The organism is Leptolyngbya iicbica LK (assembly GCF_004212215.1).
In the GTDB taxonomy this organism is placed as follows: Bacteria; Cyanobacteriota; Cyanobacteriia; order Phormidesmidales; family Phormidesmidaceae; genus Halomicronema; species Halomicronema iicbica.
The window spans coordinates 222,086-239,461 of the sequence record NZ_QVFV01000002.1; the positions used below are offsets into that span (position 1 = coordinate 222,086).

The 17,376-nt window shown below is 53.0% G+C and carries 17 protein-coding genes; 14 read left to right on the forward strand and 3 right to left on the reverse strand.

Features of this window, described 5'->3' with window-relative positions; genetic code table 11:
• Nucleotides 1-23: 23 nt before the first annotated feature.
• Nucleotides 24-176 carry a hypothetical protein gene (locus tag DYY88_RS24055; RefSeq protein ID WP_160299593.1) on the reverse strand — a complete coding sequence of 51 codons (153 nt, stop codon included), beginning with the start codon at nt 174-176 and terminating at the stop codon, nt 24-26.
• A 647-nt stretch (nt 177-823) separates the two neighbouring features.
• Here DYY88_RS24055 and DYY88_RS08100 point away from each other — a divergent pair.
• Entirely contained in the window at nt 824-1,183 is a 360-nt protein-coding gene (locus DYY88_RS08100; protein WP_063776199.1) for a (2Fe-2S) ferredoxin domain-containing protein, read from the forward strand.
• Nucleotides 1,184-1,243: 60 nt separating this feature from the next.
• Here the strand turns inward: DYY88_RS08100 and ribH are convergent, their stop codons facing one another.
• Both ribH and psbZ read right to left on the reverse strand, forming a co-directional pair.
• Nucleotides 1,244-1,819, reverse strand: a complete 576-nt coding sequence (ribH, locus tag DYY88_RS08105) for a 6,7-dimethyl-8-ribityllumazine synthase (RefSeq protein WP_039728560.1) — start codon at nt 1,817-1,819, stop codon at nt 1,244-1,246.
• 25 nt (nt 1,820-1,844) lie between these two features.
• Entirely contained in the window at nt 1,845-2,033 is a 189-nt protein-coding gene (gene psbZ, locus DYY88_RS08110) for a photosystem II reaction center protein PsbZ (protein ID WP_039728558.1), read from the reverse strand.
• Between the two features lie 216 nt (nt 2,034-2,249).
• Here psbZ and DYY88_RS08115 point away from each other — a divergent pair, with 216 nt between their 5' ends.
• From DYY88_RS08115 to DYY88_RS08175, 13 genes are all read left to right on the forward strand, one after another.
• Complete coding sequence (locus tag DYY88_RS08115; RefSeq protein ID WP_039728557.1) at nt 2,250-5,030, forward strand: CBS domain-containing protein; 2,781 nt, start codon at nt 2,250-2,252, stop codon at nt 5,028-5,030.
• Between the two features lie 95 nt (nt 5,031-5,125).
• Nucleotides 5,126-6,586: a protein kinase family protein gene (locus DYY88_RS08120; RefSeq protein ID WP_039728556.1), complete on the forward strand. Its 1,461-nt coding sequence runs from the start codon at nt 5,126-5,128 to the stop codon at nt 6,584-6,586.
• A 108-nt stretch (nt 6,587-6,694) separates the two neighbouring features.
• Nucleotides 6,695-7,027: a DUF6825 family protein gene (locus DYY88_RS08125; protein WP_039728555.1), complete on the forward strand. Its 333-nt coding sequence runs from the start codon at nt 6,695-6,697 to the stop codon at nt 7,025-7,027.
• A 65-nt stretch (nt 7,028-7,092) separates the two neighbouring features.
• Entirely contained in the window at nt 7,093-9,063 is a 1,971-nt protein-coding gene (locus DYY88_RS08130) for an ABC1 kinase family protein (RefSeq protein ID WP_367889275.1), read from the forward strand.
• A gap of 18 nt (nt 9,064-9,081) precedes the next feature.
• Nucleotides 9,082-9,870, forward strand: coding sequence for a PP2C family protein-serine/threonine phosphatase (locus tag DYY88_RS08135; RefSeq protein WP_044151363.1), 789 nt, complete (start codon nt 9,082-9,084; stop codon nt 9,868-9,870).
• Between the two features lie 306 nt (nt 9,871-10,176).
• Nucleotides 10,177-11,052, forward strand: a complete 876-nt coding sequence (locus DYY88_RS08140) for a shikimate dehydrogenase (RefSeq protein ID WP_039728553.1) — start codon at nt 10,177-10,179, stop codon at nt 11,050-11,052.
• A 164-nt stretch (nt 11,053-11,216) separates the two neighbouring features.
• Nucleotides 11,217-11,564, forward strand: a complete 348-nt coding sequence (locus DYY88_RS08145; RefSeq protein WP_367889276.1) for a hypothetical protein — start codon at nt 11,217-11,219, stop codon at nt 11,562-11,564.
• Between the two features lie 58 nt (nt 11,565-11,622).
• Entirely contained in the window at nt 11,623-11,895 is a 273-nt protein-coding gene (locus DYY88_RS08150) for a hypothetical protein (RefSeq protein ID WP_039728552.1), read from the forward strand.
• A 215-nt stretch (nt 11,896-12,110) separates the two neighbouring features.
• On the forward strand, nt 12,111-13,079 hold the full coding sequence (locus tag DYY88_RS08155; RefSeq protein ID WP_039728550.1) for a CobW family GTP-binding protein: 969 nt from the start codon (nt 12,111-12,113) through the stop codon (nt 13,077-13,079).
• Complete coding sequence (locus DYY88_RS08160; RefSeq protein ID WP_052288700.1) at nt 13,076-14,134, forward strand: WD40 repeat domain-containing protein; 1,059 nt, start codon at nt 13,076-13,078, stop codon at nt 14,132-14,134. Before DYY88_RS08155 ends, DYY88_RS08160 begins: the two co-directional genes overlap by 4 nt.
• 497 nt (nt 14,135-14,631) lie before the next feature.
• Complete coding sequence (locus DYY88_RS08165; RefSeq protein WP_039728549.1) at nt 14,632-14,985, forward strand: slr0373 family blue light stress response protein; 354 nt, start codon at nt 14,632-14,634, stop codon at nt 14,983-14,985.
• An 88-nt stretch (nt 14,986-15,073) separates the two neighbouring features.
• Nucleotides 15,074-16,588: a stress-responsive protein Ycf46 gene (gene ycf46 / locus DYY88_RS08170; RefSeq protein WP_039728544.1), complete on the forward strand. Its 1,515-nt coding sequence runs from the start codon at nt 15,074-15,076 to the stop codon at nt 16,586-16,588.
• A gap of 144 nt (nt 16,589-16,732) precedes the next feature.
• Entirely contained in the window at nt 16,733-17,083 is a 351-nt protein-coding gene (locus tag DYY88_RS08175; RefSeq protein ID WP_039728542.1) for a DUF1257 domain-containing protein, read from the forward strand.
• Nucleotides 17,084-17,376 lie beyond the last annotated feature (293 nt).

A 17,376-nucleotide genomic window follows, 5' to 3' on the forward strand; every position in this document is an offset into this window, starting at 1 on the left:
GTTGCTGTTAATGCAAACCGCCATCACAAAATCAGGGCGGCGGCAACCAAAAAGCCACCAATGGCAAACACCAATTCACCCAGGCCACCTTTTGCGGGCAGCAACTCGTTTTCGGTGCTCAGGTCACGCTCAAAATTGCAACTCAGGCATTGGTAAATCCCATTTTGGTGACTCACAATGGTGTTCTTGCTGCATTTCGGACATTCAAGTGAAGAGGACAGATTTAAGATGGGAGATGACATCGCTGATAGAAATCGGTAACGACAGTGAGCCAGCAAGGCTGACCACGTTTTCATCATGTCTGACTTTTTTTGATGAGTCGATAGGGAAATCTTCAGGAAAACTCTGCTCAAGTTCAGGAATTCTTGGGGTTAGTTGGTGGCTGCCTCTGATCCCGGTTGATGCCGTGCTCAACGCTGTCCGTTTGCGGTGCAGAGATCTGACGTTTAGCGGACTGTGTGAAGGGAGGATAAAGCCTTGTGAAGCAACGATGAAGCGACGCCGATGGAGTTTTCTGTTCTTAAACAGGCGTGATGTAGACTCTCTAGGTTAGGTCGTGGCGATCGCCTTGCCCAGCCAGCACTTGCAGGCGAGAGACATATACCCCGTAGCAGCTAGCACATGGCGTCTCAAGCCTTATTAATCGTCCATTGACAGCTAACTGGGGCATCGAGGTCATTCTCACCATCAGCCATCCCCCAGTCAGGAATGCAGTTTTCTCAAGGCATCATTGCACCCAATGCCACAGCCTCAATTGAGCCGTGTATAAAACTTGTTACTTTAAAGACACAAGACCCTGGCAGCCAATATTCGATAACCAGAGATGGCAAATTCTTCTTCGCGATACCTGATCACAGTCTGTCAGCACCGCTCTTGTCTACGCAATGGCGCTGCCGAGACGCTGGCGGCGTTTCAACAGCATCAGTCGGATCATTTGCTGGTGCAAGGATGCGAGTGCCAGGGGCAGTGCGGTTCTGGGCCGACTGTGCGCGTGATGCCTGGTGACACCTGGTACTGTCGAGTGCAACCTGCTGACGCCCAAACGATCATGGAGCAACATTGCACCCCGGGCGGTCAGCCCGTAGAGTCGCTGCTCAATCCGCGACTGCATCAAACTCAGTCAGCCTATGCCAATTTGGCTGAGCAGTACCAAGCGTTTACGCAATCTCAGCCGGCAGATTAATGCAGTAATGGGCGCGATCGCGTCCATCAGCAGGATGAGGCCATCAACAGGATGACAATGCTACTGGTTGGTAGAGGTCGCTTGGGTCGGCACTGCTGCCGATGGCAAAGTTGGTGCAGCCCCAGCCGATAGCAAACCATTCTGCGGATCACTCGGCAAAGCTTGAATTTGTCCCATCAAGCTCGACATTTCTAGTGCGCTCATGGCGTAGCTCCACCCCAGATTGCTCTTAATGCCAGCTCGCTCCAACGCTTGCTGCATTGTGTCAGTCGTGAGGACGCCAAACACAATGGGCACCCCAGTCTGAAAGCTTGCCGCGGCTATCCCTTTGGAAACCTCAGCGGCTACGTAATCAAAGTGGGGCGTTTGCCCTTTGATCACTGCGCCTAAGCAAATAATGGCGTTATAGCGCCCAGTAAGCGCTAACTGGCGGGCCACCATCGGAATCTCAAAGCTTCCTGGCACCCAGGCATAATCGACCTGCTCACCATGGGGATCAACATCGACCCCGTGACGCTTCAAACAATCCTGGCAAGCACCTAAAAGCTTTTCCGTGACAAGGTCGTTAAAACGACCAATCACCAGAGCAAAACGACGGGGTTCGCTCTGGTGAAAATTCCCTTCCAAAACAGCCATGAAAAATCAATGCCTAAAAATATGGCTACACCACAAGGTAGTTGAGACTACCGACAACTACAACCAAAATCCCCCAGACGACAGACCCTAGCAGGATCAAACGCTTGGACTGCTCCCAGTTTTGAGGCGAGGCATAGGCGACAGGTACGCCGACCACCATCACAAAAGACAGGAGAACCAGCGCAAAGAGTGCCAACTGGAAAACAATTACCATCTTGATTAAATCTCTCTATCTCAACACAACAGTAATGCGGAACCGTGCAGTCTCGGTGGTCTGCTAGCTACCACATTATTATTAGTAAGCTATCAGAAATGTGGATGCGACGGAAGCCTTAATCCTCAGTAACTCAGCGCAGTTAATTGGTCACAGGGGGTTAGGGAGGCGAACTACATTTGCTAGCGACGATGCCACCACATATTGGTTGATCCTATGGATCTGGTCTTGTGCCATACCACCGCTGACTTTGATACCCTCGGTGCCGCCGTTGGGGTCGCGCTACTATACCCGGCGGCTCGCATTGTGTTGGCAGGCGGCTGCCATCCAACGGTGCAGGCTTTTTTGGCCCTGCATCGCGACGAATACCCGTTGATTGAGCGGCGGGCTGTCGATCTCGATGCGGTTGAGGCGATCGCGGTGGTCGATACCCAATCGTTAGAACGACTTGGTCCAGTGGGATCGTGGGTGACCCGCGTCGCGGAGCGGGGGGGCGAGGTGCAGGTCTATGACCACCACAGCGGGGGCGATCGCACTTTGCCCGCCACTGAATTGATCGTCGACGAGGTGGGCGCAGCAACTACGTTAGTGGTGGAAGCCTTGCAAGCCCGTGGTCTGCAGTTAAATACCAGCCAGGCGACTGTGATGGCGCTAGGGATTCATGTGGATACGGGATCGCTTACCTTCACGTCGTCGACGGTGCGGGATGCGGCGGCACTGGCGTGGGTGATGGGCCAGGGGGCGAGCCAGAGCGCGATCGCAGAATTTGTGGAACCCAATCTTTCCCCGACGTTGCAGGATTTGTCCGAAACGGCGATCACTCAATTGCAGCGCGAGCAGCAGCCGGGGCACACCCTGGGTTGGGTGTTGCTGAAAACCGCTACCCACGTTCCTGGTTTATCTGGACTGGCTGAGCGGTTGCTCACCTTTCTAGATTTGGACAGTTTGCTGTTTGGGGCGTGGTTTCCTTCGCGGGAAACCACGCAGAAACTGGTGTTGATTGGCCGCACTCGGGGCCGAGTCGCCGCGACTCCAGAACACCCTGGCATTGATTTCAATGTGCTGCTATCCCGGCTGGGCGGCGGCGGTCATCCCACAGCGGCGGCGGCCACCTATATCACAGACGATGCGCAAGGGGAATTTGAACGAACTTTGGCAGAGCTCCGCCAACAGATTCCCCCGATGCCGACCGCTCGGGATTTGATGTCGTCGCCGGTGCGCACTATCCGCCCCAGTACCCAAATCACCGAAGCCCAACGGATTCTTTTGCGCTACGGCCATTCCGGCCTATCGGTGGTCGATCGCAATGGTGAGTTGGTTGGGGTGATCTCCCGTCGCGACATCGACTTGGCGCTCCATCATGGGTTTGGCCACGCGCCGGTCAAGGGCTACATGTCCACCCAAATCAAAACGGTGCAGCCACACACGCCCCTGCCCGATATCGAAGCGCTGATGGTGACCTATGACATTGGCCGACTACCTGTTTTGGAGGGCGATCGCCTAGTTGGGGTCGTCACCCGCACCGATGTACTGCGGCAGCTACACCAATCTCAGCAAGCTCAAGTCACCGTTGCCGAACCTGTGACTGCGATGGTGCGGCCTCCCAGCCCGTCCCAACTTTGGCAAACGCTGCAGGCCCGTCTGGCCCCGGCGTTGTGGGAGATGTTGCAGTCGATGGCGGCGGTGGCCCGCGATCGCGGTTGGCAACTCTATCTCGTGGGCGGTGGCGTACGAGATTTGTTTCTGAGTGAACCGGACACTTTGCTCGACTTGCCAGATGTCGATTTGGTGGTGGATAGCGCTTATCAAACCCTCGAAATGGGGGCCGGGGTGGTGCTGGCAGAGGCCATTAAAGCGCAGCATCCTGACGCTGAGTTGCAGGTCTATGGCCGCTTTCAGACGGCTGCATTGGTCTGGCACACATCACCGATGGGGGGCGACGGCTCACTCATGGTCGATATCGCTACCGCCCGCACGGAGTTTTATCCTTACCCGGCGGCCAATCCCGAAGTGGAGGCCAGTTCGATCCGCCAAGATCTGTATCGCCGCGACTTTACGATCAATGCGCTAGCCGTGAGTCTGACGCCCCCCCAACCCGGGCAGCTCCTCGATTTTTTTGGTGGCCTGGTTGATCTCCAAGCGCGCCATATCCGGGTATTACACGCCAACAGCTTTATTGAAGATCCGACGCGCATTTATCGGGCGGTGCGCTTTGCGGTAAGGCTGGGTTTTACTTTGGAACCCCAAACGGAAGGCTTTATTCGCCATGCCATTGATAGTGGTGTTTACAAACGGCTGCAAACAGAGATTGCTAAGCTGCCCACCTTGCAAACTCGGCTGAAAACAGAATTGCAATACATCTTGGCGGCAGATTATTGGGAAGCCGCCTTAAGCCTGCTGGATGATTTGGGGGCTCTGGTGTGTTTGCACCCCGAGTTGGCACTCAGCGATCGCCTCTGGCAACAATTGCGCCGATTGAGTCGTTGGCTCGCACAAGTGGACTTATTGGCGGCGCTCTCGCCATGGCAACTGCGGTTGGAATTGCTGCTCACAGGCATTCCGACCCGCGATCGCGAATCAGTGGCCACCCATTTGCAGTTGCCCCAAACCAGCGTGCAACGGCTGGCCCAGTTAGCGTCGGCAGAGGTCGCGATTTTGGAGAAACTCCCCCAGTGCGATCGCCCTAGCCAGTGTCGGCAACTGCTAGATGCCTATGACTTAGAATCCCTCGTGCTCATCAGTCTCCGGCATCCTCGGCACACCAGCGATCGCATCTGGCGCTACTTGACCCATTGGTCTCAGGTCAAAGCACCGATCAATGGTCAAGACTTAAAGCGGCTGGGCTATCCGCCAGGACCGGCGTATCGGGACATGCTATTGAGGGCTTTGTACGCCACTTTAGACGGCGAGTTGGCGAATCAGGCAGCGGCAATCGCGTTCATTCAACGCCAATATCCCCTCGAAAATGCCACCTCTAACATTCAGCGATCGTCCTGATACTTCACCGTCACCGAGAATCTGCTATTTAAGACACAACACGGTAGATTAAGAAAGTCTAAATTCTGTACGGTTTCGCAACTTCGCCAACGCCTATGCCACTCGCCCCCGGAACTGCGCTGCAAAACGGCCACTATGTTATCGACGCCTTGCTCGAAGCGGCACCCAATGGCGACCTTTACTGGGGAACCCATGTAATCGTGGGAATGCCGGTGTTCATCCAAGTTTTTCCCATTGGCGAGTTGGCCCAGAGTGATTTGGCGACGCTGATTGCCCGTCTAGAAGGCATTGCCTTTTCACCCCAGTCGCCGCTACCCCAATCGTTTCAACTCTTCCACGGCGATGATCAGACCCTGTGTCTAGCGATGAGTACAGCCGTCGGCTTGCCGTGGTCTACGGTGCGCAAAAGCCGGGCTCCGCTGTCTCCTCGACAAGCGTTAACTACCATTCGTCAGCTTGCCGATCACCTGAGCTGGCTCAAAACTCAGGACCTAACGGGGCTTGATCTTTCACCCAATCGGGTTTGGCTCTCGCAGGAAACAGATACCGTCACGGTGACTGGACTGCCCCATACCTACTTGCAAAACGCTGTCACCCCTGACACCGCGCCCGACACCTCGGTGCCAGCCCTGGCAAAACTGCTGTTCAGCTTTTTGACCGGACAATTGCTGACCTGGCCGGTCTCCGAAGATGGCCTCACGATCAAAGCGCAGCTGCAAGCGCACTGCCCCAACGTCAGCCCGATGATTATCACCGCGATTGAACAAGCGCTTGCCCCGCAGCCACCAGATGAGTCAACGCTGACTTTGCCACAGTGGTTGCAGCAATTACCTGATGCTGGCCCCATCGTGCGAGTGTCTCCTCCGAGTCAATCTCTAATCTCTTCCGCTTCTCCTAACCCCATGACTGAAGTTGCTCGTCCCACTCCATCAAACAAGCAAGGCTCCTGGCTATTACCCTCGTTGGCGGCCACGGCGATGCTGGCGGCCATCTCCGGTGGTGCCCTGGGCACGTACTGGCGATTAAATACGCAGTCGATGCCGGGCGCCATTCGGTTAGACCCGAAGCAATCCTTTCCCGCCCAAGCCGACTGGTCAGGCGACACCCCCGAGGCTGAATTTGATACCCCCTACGTCCCGGCAAGCAATGCGCCGATGCGCCGCGATCGCTGGTATGAGTCTCCGACACTCAACCGCACCAACAGTATTTCGAATGACCCTCTCAACAGCGAAGTTGGCGACCTGACAGACAGCTTAAACTCGCCCTCTGATTTCAGCGGCGTGGACTCCCCTAATTCTTCTGATGCGACGCCTCTAAATCAGCCCAGAGACGGCTCCACTGGCGGCTCGTCATTCACCAATACCCAGCCAACAGCGCCCTCAGAGAAGCCCAATGCTGCGCCTGTTGGCCTGGAAGCAGTGGAAGTTCCAGACGCGATCGCGGTGCCTGAGGCGCGTCCAACCGCTCCTTCAGAACCGATGGAAACATCACCAGCGCCGTCTTCAATGACAGTGCCGAAAGCTGATCCCACCTCAGAAGCCGCAACTGAAAGTTAACTGTTCAGTTTCTCAACCACCGCTATTAATGCGGATCAATAGGGAGATAGAGGACTTTTGGGCCAGAACGTTATAATCTGAACGACAGGTGTAACAAAGTGTGACATTATGAGTAGCCCCGTTGTCCATGCGTTCTTTATGGGTCGCGCGCTAGCGTCTGCGATCGCTGAGCAAGCCGAGCAAGCGATGACCGAAACCCTCAGTAATTTGGGGCGATTTGACGCTGAGCAGCGAGAAAATCTGCGCAACTTTACTGAAGATGTGATGGCGCGGGTACAGCAGCAAGAAGCCGCCGTTTCGCAAGGAACAGCCAGTAGCGACTTTAGTGCTTCTGCTAATTCCGGCAATGCCCAAGATTTACAGGCAACGATTGACAATTTGAGAGCCGAGATTGCTCAAGTTCGTTCAACTTTGCAGCAGTACCGGGCATCCTTGAATTAACGCCGTTCTTGACCGCTGTGACTGAGTGTGTGTTGTCCCCCTTAGAGCGTAACCTGGGAGTTTGAGTGTCTGCTGCTTACGATTCTGAAACTGCTTTGCCAGCCTTTCCTGAAAACAAATCAGGCAACGGCAAAGCTTTTGGTGCTCAACCGCCTGATCCGGAAACGTTGACATCGGCGGAGCTCTCGACGCCGACGAATGGCGATAGCCCTGGCGAAGCTCATGCCCGAGAGGGCCACGATATGTCACATGAAACCCACTCGGATTTTGCTGCATCGAGTGCCGCCGCTAACTTAATGAAACTGGCTGCTCCGCCTACGACTAACGTGACGCCAGCCTCAAACCCGCAAATGACTGTTCAGCGTCGCCAAAAAGCTTACAAGTGGAATCGCAAGCGTTACTCCCGCACTAAGCGCTCCATCGATATTTGGTCGTTCGTTTTTCGGTTTTTGGGCGCTCGTTGGTTGCATAAGCGCCCTTGGAGCTATCAGGGCGACATGACGCCTGAAAAAATGGCGGCTCGTCGACGTAAACAAGCCATTTGGATCCGTGAAACATTCCTTGAATTAGGGCCGACATTCATTAAGCTTGGGCAACTTTTTTCGACCCGGGCTGACCTCTTTCCTACTGAATACGTGGAAGAGTTGTCAAAACTGCAAGACCGCGTGCCCGCCTTCAGCTATGAACAGGTTGAGGAAATCATTCAAGCCGACTTTGGCAAGTCAGTTCCAGAATTATTCAAGAGTTTTGACCCCATTCCGCTGGCTGCCGCTAGCTTGGGCCAAGTGCATCGGGCTCAACTCCACTCTGGGGATGAAGTTGTCGTTAAGGTTCAGCGTCCTGGCTTAAAGCGTCTGTTCAAAATTGATTTGGCGATTTTGCGGGGCATCGCCGTCTATTTCCAAAATCATCCCTACTGGGGAAAAGGGCGAGATTGGATTGGCATTTATGAAGAATGTTGCCGCATTCTGTGGGAAGAGATTGATTATTTAAATGAAGGTCGCAATGCCGATACCTTCCGACGTAACTTCCGCAAGCATGACTGGACTCGGGTGCCGCGGGTATTTTGGCGCTATGCGACCCCTCGAGTACTGACGCTGGAATATATGCCCGGCATCAAGATTAGTCACTACGAAGCTCTGGAAGCGGCTGGATTAGATCGCAAGGAATTAGCCCATTTGGGAGCCAAAGCCTATCTACACCAGTTGCTGGATGATGGTTTCTTTCACGCTGACCCACACCCTGGCAATATTGCGGTCAGCCCAGAAGGCGCGTTAATTTTTTACGATTTCGGCATGATGGGTCAAGTTAAGCCTGTGACCCGTGAGCGTCTTATGATAACGTTCATAGGAATCGCTCAGCGAGATGCAAATTTAGTTGTCTCATCGCTGGTTGATTTGGGTGCCCTGCAAGAGACTGAAGACATGGGGCCGGTGCGTCGCTCTGTCCAATATATTTTGGACAATTTGATGGACAAGCCCTTTGAAGAGCAATCAGTCGCTGAAATTAGCGATGATTTATATGAGATTGCTTACGACCAGCCCTTTCGATTTCCTGCCACCTTTACCTTTGTGATGCGGGCCTTTTCAACCCTCGAAGGTGTAGGCAAAGGACTGGACCCAGAGTTCAATTTTATGGAAGCGGCTAAACCCTTTGCCACCAAGCTTATGAGTAACAACGATCTTTCTAACTCGACAGAATCTCTCTTTGGCGAAATTGGTCGTCAAGCGGCTCAGGTGGGCTCGACCGCGTTTGGCCTACCCCGACGGTTGGAAGATACGCTGGATAAGTTGGAGCGCGGTGATGTGCGGGTGCGGGTTCGTTCCATTGAAACAGATCGGATTCTGCGTCGGGTGAGCAACGTCAACATGGCTACGAATTACACGCTGCTGGTAGGGGCTTTTGTCCTGTCGGCAACAATTCTGCTGGTTTATGAGTTTTTGTGGTTAGCGATCGCAGCGTTTCTGGTGGCGGGGGTGGCAGGTTTTGCCCTGCTGCGTTTAATGCTGCAAATGGGTCGCGCTGATCGGCTTTAGTAAGGGAAACACGGGTCGATGCTCAAGCTACTCTTCTCTGGGATGACTGATCCTGGTTTGGTGCGTTCCAGCAACCAAGATGCCTATCACGTTGATTCTCAGGGGCGCTTTTTTATTGTGGCTGACGGTATGGGCGGCCATGCCGGCGGACAAGAGGCTAGTAGTATCGCCACTGCAACCATTCGCACGTATCTGGAAGAGCATTGGGAATCAGATTTGGCGACGCCACAGATTCTTGAGCAAGCAATGGTGCTGGCCAATAAAGCCATTCTCACGGATCAAAAGCAACATCCAGAGCGGGGCGATATGGGCACCACTGCAGTGGTGCTCACCTTTCGCACCGATAAAGACGACCAGCCTTGGTGTGCTCACGTAGGTGACTCCCGACTGTATCGCTTGCGAGGGCCTAAAATCAACGCCCTGACGGAAGACCATACCTGGATTGCTCGGGCTGTTAAAGAAGGCGAATTGACCCCGGATCAGTCGCGCAATCATCCTTGGCGACATGTTCTTTCCCAATGTCTGGGGCGGGAAGACATGCATCGCATTGATGTGCAATCGATTGAAGCTCAACCTGGCGATCGCTTTCTGCTCTGTAGTGATGGCCTAACGGAAGAGTTGCCGGATACTGTGATTGCTGCTCACTTAAAGTCTATTCGTGCGGTTGAGAGTGCCGCCCAGGCATTGATTAACTCAGCTAAAAAGCATGGCGGCCGCGACAACATTACCGTCGTGTTGGTGACCCTGTTACTGGATACTGCTGCTCACGAAACCACTGGTGTTGAGACCGGCTTTATTGTCGATTAGGTGACGTTTCCAACTGGTCCTAAGGAGATCTCTGAAAAAGAAATCACCCGAAAAATTCGTCGTGTAGGTTGGGGTTGACGTCAGGAAACCCAACAGTAGGAAGGATTAAAGCCTGTTGGGTCTCGTTCCTCGACGCCAACCTACGACGGTAAATTTATTTCTGGAGAACACCTAAGTCCCGGATGCTCGAGGGTCAGTGCGATCGATTAGGGCAAGCGTGAGCCTGACTGAACCGTCATTTTGAAGGAGATGAAATTTGCTCCGTTTCCAGGCATGATGATCGGGCAGTGGCCATAGGACTCGACCATGACGCGATCAGGCTTGACCGGTAAAACGCAATTATTGGGAATCATCGGTTATCCAGTTGAGCATTCTTTATCACCGCCGATGCAAAACGCGGCTCTAGCAGCGCTTAGCGTCGATGCTGTGTACGTTCCTTTTGCTGTAGAACCGGCAGCTTTAGAGACGGCGATCGCGGGGCTGTGGTCATTAGGCATTCAAGGCTTTAACGTCACCATTCCCCATAAGCAGACTGTCCTGCCTCACCTGGCCTCGGTGACTGACATCAGTCAAGCTGTGGGGGCGGTCAATACCGTCTGGCGGACCGATGATGGCTGGGCGGGCACCAATACCGATGTCACGGGTTTCATAGCGCCCTTGAAGGCAAGCAAGCGCAATTGGGCATCCTCAAAGGTCGTCATTTTAGGCAATGGCGGTGCCGCGAGAGCCGTGGTCGCGGGCTGTGTCACTCTGGGCTGCGCAGAAATTTGGCTAGTTGGCCGCAGCGCCGATAAGTTGCAACAGTTTGTTTACAGTTGGCAAGACTCCCCTCTGCAGCCATCTCTGCACACGTGTTTGATGACTGAGTTAGATACGGTGTTGCCCGACACGACTTTGCTCGTCAACACGACGCCGGTAGGGATGCATCCTCAGGTCAATGCAACTCCGGTCACGGCCGCGCAAATGGCCTTGTTGCCGATGAACGCGATCGCCTATGACTTAATTTACACACCGAGTCCCACTCAATTTCTGCAACTTGCCACCCAGCGAGGACTAGCCACCTTTGACGGCACGGAAATGTTGGTGCAGCAGGGGGCTGCCGCCCTGCAAATTTGGACTCAGCAGTTGCCCCCCATTTCTCTCATGCGTCAGACCCTGCGATCGCAGTTAGGATTACCCTAATCGCTGCCGCTGCCTGCGATTTCACGATAGGCTAATGAGTGGGATGTTACTGTTTGCGCAAAGGAAAATCTATGCTCCGCACCGGACTGAAAACAGCACTTTGGACAGGACTCATCACGTGCTTGTTTGCACTGACATTTGTGTTGACACCGTCGGCTCACGCCATGACACCAATTGAGTTGAAAGACCTCAGTTACGCTGCTTGCCCCGAAGAAATGTCAGAGGGGATCGTCGCGCCGGGTTCTTTACAAAAAGCCAACTGTTATCTCATTTCAGGCACGGCGGTCAATCGCTCTGGCAAACCAGTCTTGAACGCTGATATTTTTGGCCGCATCTACGACGCCAATAATAATCCGGCCATGATGAATCGCACTCGACTGGGAGCTATTGATGAGGTTCCCCCCGGCGAAAGCCCATTCGAGCTGCGAATTTCGGTCGCTGCAAATCAGCCAGAGCCCCTCAAGCTAGAGCAATTCAAAGCATCAGGCTTCACCGGCAAAGTGCGCCGATAATCGGGCTCATCTATCCGGACAGCGTGCTTTCTTGTTTTTATTGTTTCGGCCTGAGCCCATGAATCTTTTCAAACAATCTCGTCCCACCGCCAACCCCGGAGCGGTTCAACAAATCAAAACTTGGGTTTATGAAGGGCTAGCTTTATCGACAGACGTGCCGATCTCAATCAGTCAGCTACAGTGCCATGAACCAGGATGTCCCCCGATTGAAACGGTGATTGCCGTGATGGCGCAGCCTACGCAAACCTACAAAATTCACGCAGCAGCGGCTGATATCACTCAGGCGCAAGTTTTGGCCGCCTTGCATGATGAGACGCCCCATTGTAACTAAGGGATTCAGAATCGAGACTCTAACTCTGGTTCAACAAATACAGCGCTTGGTCGTGAGCTGAGAGGACTGTCAAAGCTTTATTTATCCCGAATCCTCAGAGGAGGATGGAGCGAACTCGTGAGCTGTAATGTTCACTACGAACTTTCTCAAGGAAACGGCGACCTAGATAATGCCAAACGTCCCTGAGATTTTATGTTTGAAGGTAAGAAGACACCATGGTGACGACAGCAACGGCAGGTGTGCCAGTAACCGTTTTGACCGGTTACTTAGGCGCTGGCAAGACCACTCTGCTCAACCGCATCTTGACTTACGAGCATGGCAAAAAGGTTGCGGTCATTGTGAACGAGTTCGGCGAAGTGGGGATTGATAACCAACTGGTAATCGACGCCGACGAAGAAATTTTTGAGATGAATAATGGCTGTATTTGCTGCACAGTGCGGGGCGACCTGATCCGCATTATCGGCAACTTGATGCAGCGTCGGGACAAATTTGACCATCTAGTGATTGAAACAACGGGGCTTGCCGATCCGGCTCCGGTCATTCAGACCTTCTTTGTGGATGAAGACATCCAAACGCAGCTGAACTTGGATGCGGTAGTCACCGTCGTTGATGCCAAGCACATTGCCCAGCACTGGGAGAGTGACGAAGCCCAGGAGCAAATTGCCTTTGCCGATGTGATTTTGCTGAACAAAATCGACTTGGTGACTGAAGCAGAGTTGAATGAACTGGAGCGACGCATCAAAGAAATGAATGCGATGGTCAAAATCTATCGCACCCAAAACTCTGAGTTAGACATCGAGTCAGTCATTGGCGTTAAAGCGTTTGATTTAGATCGTGCTTTAGAGGTTGACCCAGACTTCCTGAATGAAGACGCCCACGAGCACGACGACGAGGTGTATTCTTTCGCCATTGTGGAAGAAAAGCCGCTCGATAGCGAAAAACTTAGCGCCTGGGTCAGCGAATTACTCCAAACCAAAGGGCCCGATATCTTTCGCACTAAGGGGATTTTGAATCTGGCTGGGGAGAATGATCGCTTTGTGTTTCAGGGCGTCCACATGATTTTTGACGGACGTGGCGATCGCCCCTGGAAACCAGATGAAACCCGCCGCAGCGAGATGGTCTTCATTGGCCGCAACTTGGATGAAGCAGAAATTCGCCAAGGATTTCGGGCGTGTTTGGCGTGAAGACAGCAAAACTGCAACTGACGCCTCAATGGCAACATGCTTTGTCAGATTATGTCACCGCCTTGCAGTGGTCGTCCGTTGGCGACCAAGCAGCGGCTGCAACCGCCGCGGGTGAAGTGGTATTGTTTGCGGCTACGGGGACAGCTACGCCACTGCAATCGGCTCAGGAGCAAGCGGTCAATTGCCTGGGTTGCTCAGCCCAGGGTGACTTTTGGGCTTGGGGCGGCCAAGCGGGTGAGCTCTGTTTATGGCGAGAGCAAACCCATGAACGCAAAGTTCTTGAGACTTATGAAGGCGCCTGGATTGACACCTTGGCTTGGCATCCCACGCGCCCTATCTTGGCCTATGGAGTTGGCTCAACTGTGCATATCTGGGACGCGAAAGAGGAGAGTGCGATCGCAACCCTCGATTTTGAAGCGTCATCAGTTCTGCATTTAGACTGGCATCCCCAAGATGATCGCCTGGCAGCGAGCGGGCACGGGGGTATCAAAGTCTGGTCACAGTCTGATTGGAGTGCTGGGCCAACTGTGGTGGAAGTACCTGGGGCCAGTTTGTTTTGCGCCTGGTCAGCCGATGGTCGCTATCTTGGTTCAGGCAACCTTGATCGCACCCTTACGGTTGCCGAATGGGGCAGCCCGCCTCCATGGCTGATGCAGGGGTTCCCAGGCAAAGTTAGACAAATTACCTGGTCAATGCCGAATACCGCTTCAGGGTCGCCGTTAGTGGCTGCCGCTTGCGTAGAGGGCATCACTATTTGGGAGCGGGGCAAACAGGTCAAAAAAGGCGGTTGGCAGTCCCAGGTTTTGCAACACCACCAAGAGCGCGTGAACGAGATCGCTTTTCAGCCCGATTCACTGCTGTTAGCATCCGCTGGTCAGGATGGCCGCATAGCGCTGTGGCGTGAGGGACGCAAGCTCGATCAGTCGCTTAAAACATTTTCTACGGGTGTTTCAACCCTTGCTTGGTCACCGACAGGCGATCGCTTATTGGCTGGAGGCAGTGGTGGCGAAGTCGCATTATGGCAAGTGTCGCGCCGCGCTCAGGGCTTTGGCTAACATTGATTTGCCCCCCGAGTCCCCCTTTTTCGACAGCCCCCTGGATTATTATTTCTGACATCAAGGCTACCCGACAGTTCTGAACTAGTCCGGGGGCTGAGCATGGTCATTCTGAGGGATGGAGATTTGACACTGTCGATTCTTTGTCATCGCTTCAGCTTAATGTTCTCAACATGCCGTAGACATCGTTATCGCGCCATCATCAAATCTGCGCTATCCATCTTTACCCATGTCAGCGATCGCTGCCGCCAGCCAAACCGTAGTATTGCATTTGATTACAGATAGCAATGGTTCTTAATCAGCCATATCAATGGCGAGTAAATGACCTCAAAGCCTTGCTGAATAGGGCGAAGAACCCACAATCCAAACTTGAGAACCACTCTGATTGTTGCGCAATGTAAACAAAATGACGTCATGCCAGCATTCTGTCTTGACAGTCCCGGTGAATTGTCGCTACCTTGTCATCCATACCCGGGTCACGTCAGTTGGAATGCGACATGGAAGACCAGCAAAAAGCTACTAAAGTTACGCTCTACCTCACATCAGATTTGCATCGTCAATTGAAAATTCGTTCGGCTGTTGATGGTGAGCCGATGTCTTCCCTCGCTGAGAAGGCGCTCCAGTTTTATTTGTCACATTCTGATGTTGTAGAAGAAGTTGGAAGCCACGGTAGCACTTATCGAACTTATAGCTGTCCCAGCTGTTCTGATGCGGTTGTGGTCAGAGATGGTGAGTTGATGTCGGTTAAAGAAGTGGCTGGGTCGTCGTCGGATGACGAATTGACGGTCGGAGTTTCTGATGTGATTGCGGGCGGTTCACGTCCTGAAGAAGGTCAGTTAGTTCACTGCTAGGTTAGTGGCCCTGTTTATAGGGGTTTTGTTCGCGCTTTGTGTTGATGTTTCGCCGTTTTTCAGGCGAATGTAGTGTCAGGAAGAAGTCATGAGAGAAGATCTCAACATACTCGTACAGGCGCAATATCCCCTCGTTTACTTGGTGACTTTCGAGGAAGAGCGAGCGGAGCAGGCGGTTTCGAGCGTAGCTCAGCAATTGCGGCCACAGCGACGGATTTTTACGTGGACAATGACTCACGGCATCGTCGAGTATGGTCAGCCGCGTAACGTCACTCAGCACAACAGCACCGTATCACCCGAAGCTGCCATTGAGTGGGTCATGCGGCAGCGCGAACCGGGAATCTACATATTTAAGGATTTGCATCCATTCAAGGACTCGCCGGCAGTGACCCGTTGTTTAAGGGATGCGATCGCAAGCTTCAAAGAAGCACAGAAGACCATCATCTTGATGTCGCCAATTCAGGAAATCCCTGTCGAACTCGAAAAGGAAGTTGTTGTCCTTGACTTCCCGCCGCCCACGATGGCCGAGCTGAACACAGTTCTGAGTAGTGAACTGGATGTTGCTAAGTCATCTCGAATTACAACTGAGGTGCGTGAGAAGCTCTTGAAAGCAGCTCTCGGCCTGACGCGAGACGAAGCTGAAAAAGTCTATCGTAAGGCTCGGGTGTCAGCTGGCAAACTCACCGAAGGTGAAGTCGATATTGTCTTGACGGAAAAGAAGCAACTCATTCGTCGCAATGGCATCCTGGAGTTCATGGAAGTCGATGAAACCATCAATTCCGTCGGTGGTTTGGAAGAACTGAAGCATTGGCTGACCCAGCGTTCTAACGCTTTTACCGAGCGGGCACGAGAGTATGGGCTGCCCCAGCCAAAAGGCATGTTGATTCTCGGGGTTCCAGGCTGCGGCAAGTCGTTGATTGCCAAAACCACATCGCGTTTGTGGGGACTGCCCTTGTTGCGATTGGACTTAGGGCGAGTTTACGACGGCTCTACAGTGGGTCGTTCAGAAGCTAACTTACGCAACGCTTTGCGCACGGCTGAATCAATTTCTCCAGCCATTCTCTTTATCGACGAAATTGATAAAGCCTTTGCTGGCAGTTCAGGTTCATCAGATTCCGATGGCGGTACCTCAAGCCGCATCTTTGGAACGTTCCTGACTTGGATGCAGGAAAAAACTTCCCCAGTTTTCGTCATGGCAACCGCCAACCGAGTAGAGCGATTGCCCGGTGAATTTCTTCGGAAAGGACGATTCGACGAAATTTTCTTTGTCGATTTGCCGAACGAAGAAGAACGTCAAGAGATTTTCAAGATTCATTTGCAGAAGCGACGCCGCGACATTGAGCGGTTCGATCTGCCTCAGTTAGTCAAAGTTTGTGATGGGTTCTCGGGCGCAGAAATTGAGCAGGGCATCATTTCAGCGATGTATGAAGCCTTTGCTCAAGACCGAGAGTTTACCCAACTCGATATTATTGCTGCGATTCGGTCGACGATGCCCCTGTCGAAGACGATGAATGAGCAAGTGACTGCCCTGCGCGATTGGGCACGTCAGCGGGCTCGGCCAGCTGCAGCCTCCGTCGCTGAATATCAGCGTATGGAGTTTTAAGGCTTTTTCTCTGCTTCGTCAGAGAAAAAGGCTAGCATTTTGCTAGCAATTACCTCGAAGGTTGATTAGGGATTCATCCCCTGTCCGTCTTCATCTCTCTCAAACCTCGTTGTCTCTCTCAAGTTCTCTCCAGGAGGAAACACCATGTCTCACTTCAGCACCTTGCGCACGAAAGTGACCGATGCTGCAGTTCTCAAGCAGTCCCTCTGCGATCTCGGCATTTCGGTGAAGACCGAAGCTGATGTCCGGGGTTACAACGGTCAGCGCGTTCGTGCCGACATCGTTGCTGTTCTCGAAGGCGAATACGATCTCGGCTGGTCTCGCAATGCTGATGGCAGCTTTGATCTCATCGCTGACCTCTGGGGTGTTGCTAAAAAGCACAACCAGACTGAACTGATCAACTCGATCAACCAGAAGTACGCAGTTAACAAGACCTTGGCCGAAGTCAAGCGTCCTGGCTTGCAAAACGCTAACGTCAAGTTGGTGCTTCAGTAAGCTAAATTGCGTTCCCAGATATTTTGGGCGGCTCTGTTATGCAGGGTCGCCCATTTTTTATGACTAATTGTTGTCAATCAATTCTAAAGATTCTCAATCTGGGAGGTCGCTTCTGCGGATTTCTCAGGGGGGAACTATTCGTCAAAACTGCCGCTTTCCGATTGGATTGAGAATCTTTGCTGTTCTCGCACAAGTCATTCATTTGATTAGGAAAATAGCAGGATAGCCGACGCATAGATTGCACCATGCTGGTCCCACATTTGAATTTGTGCTGGAGTAATCTTTGAGCCGCT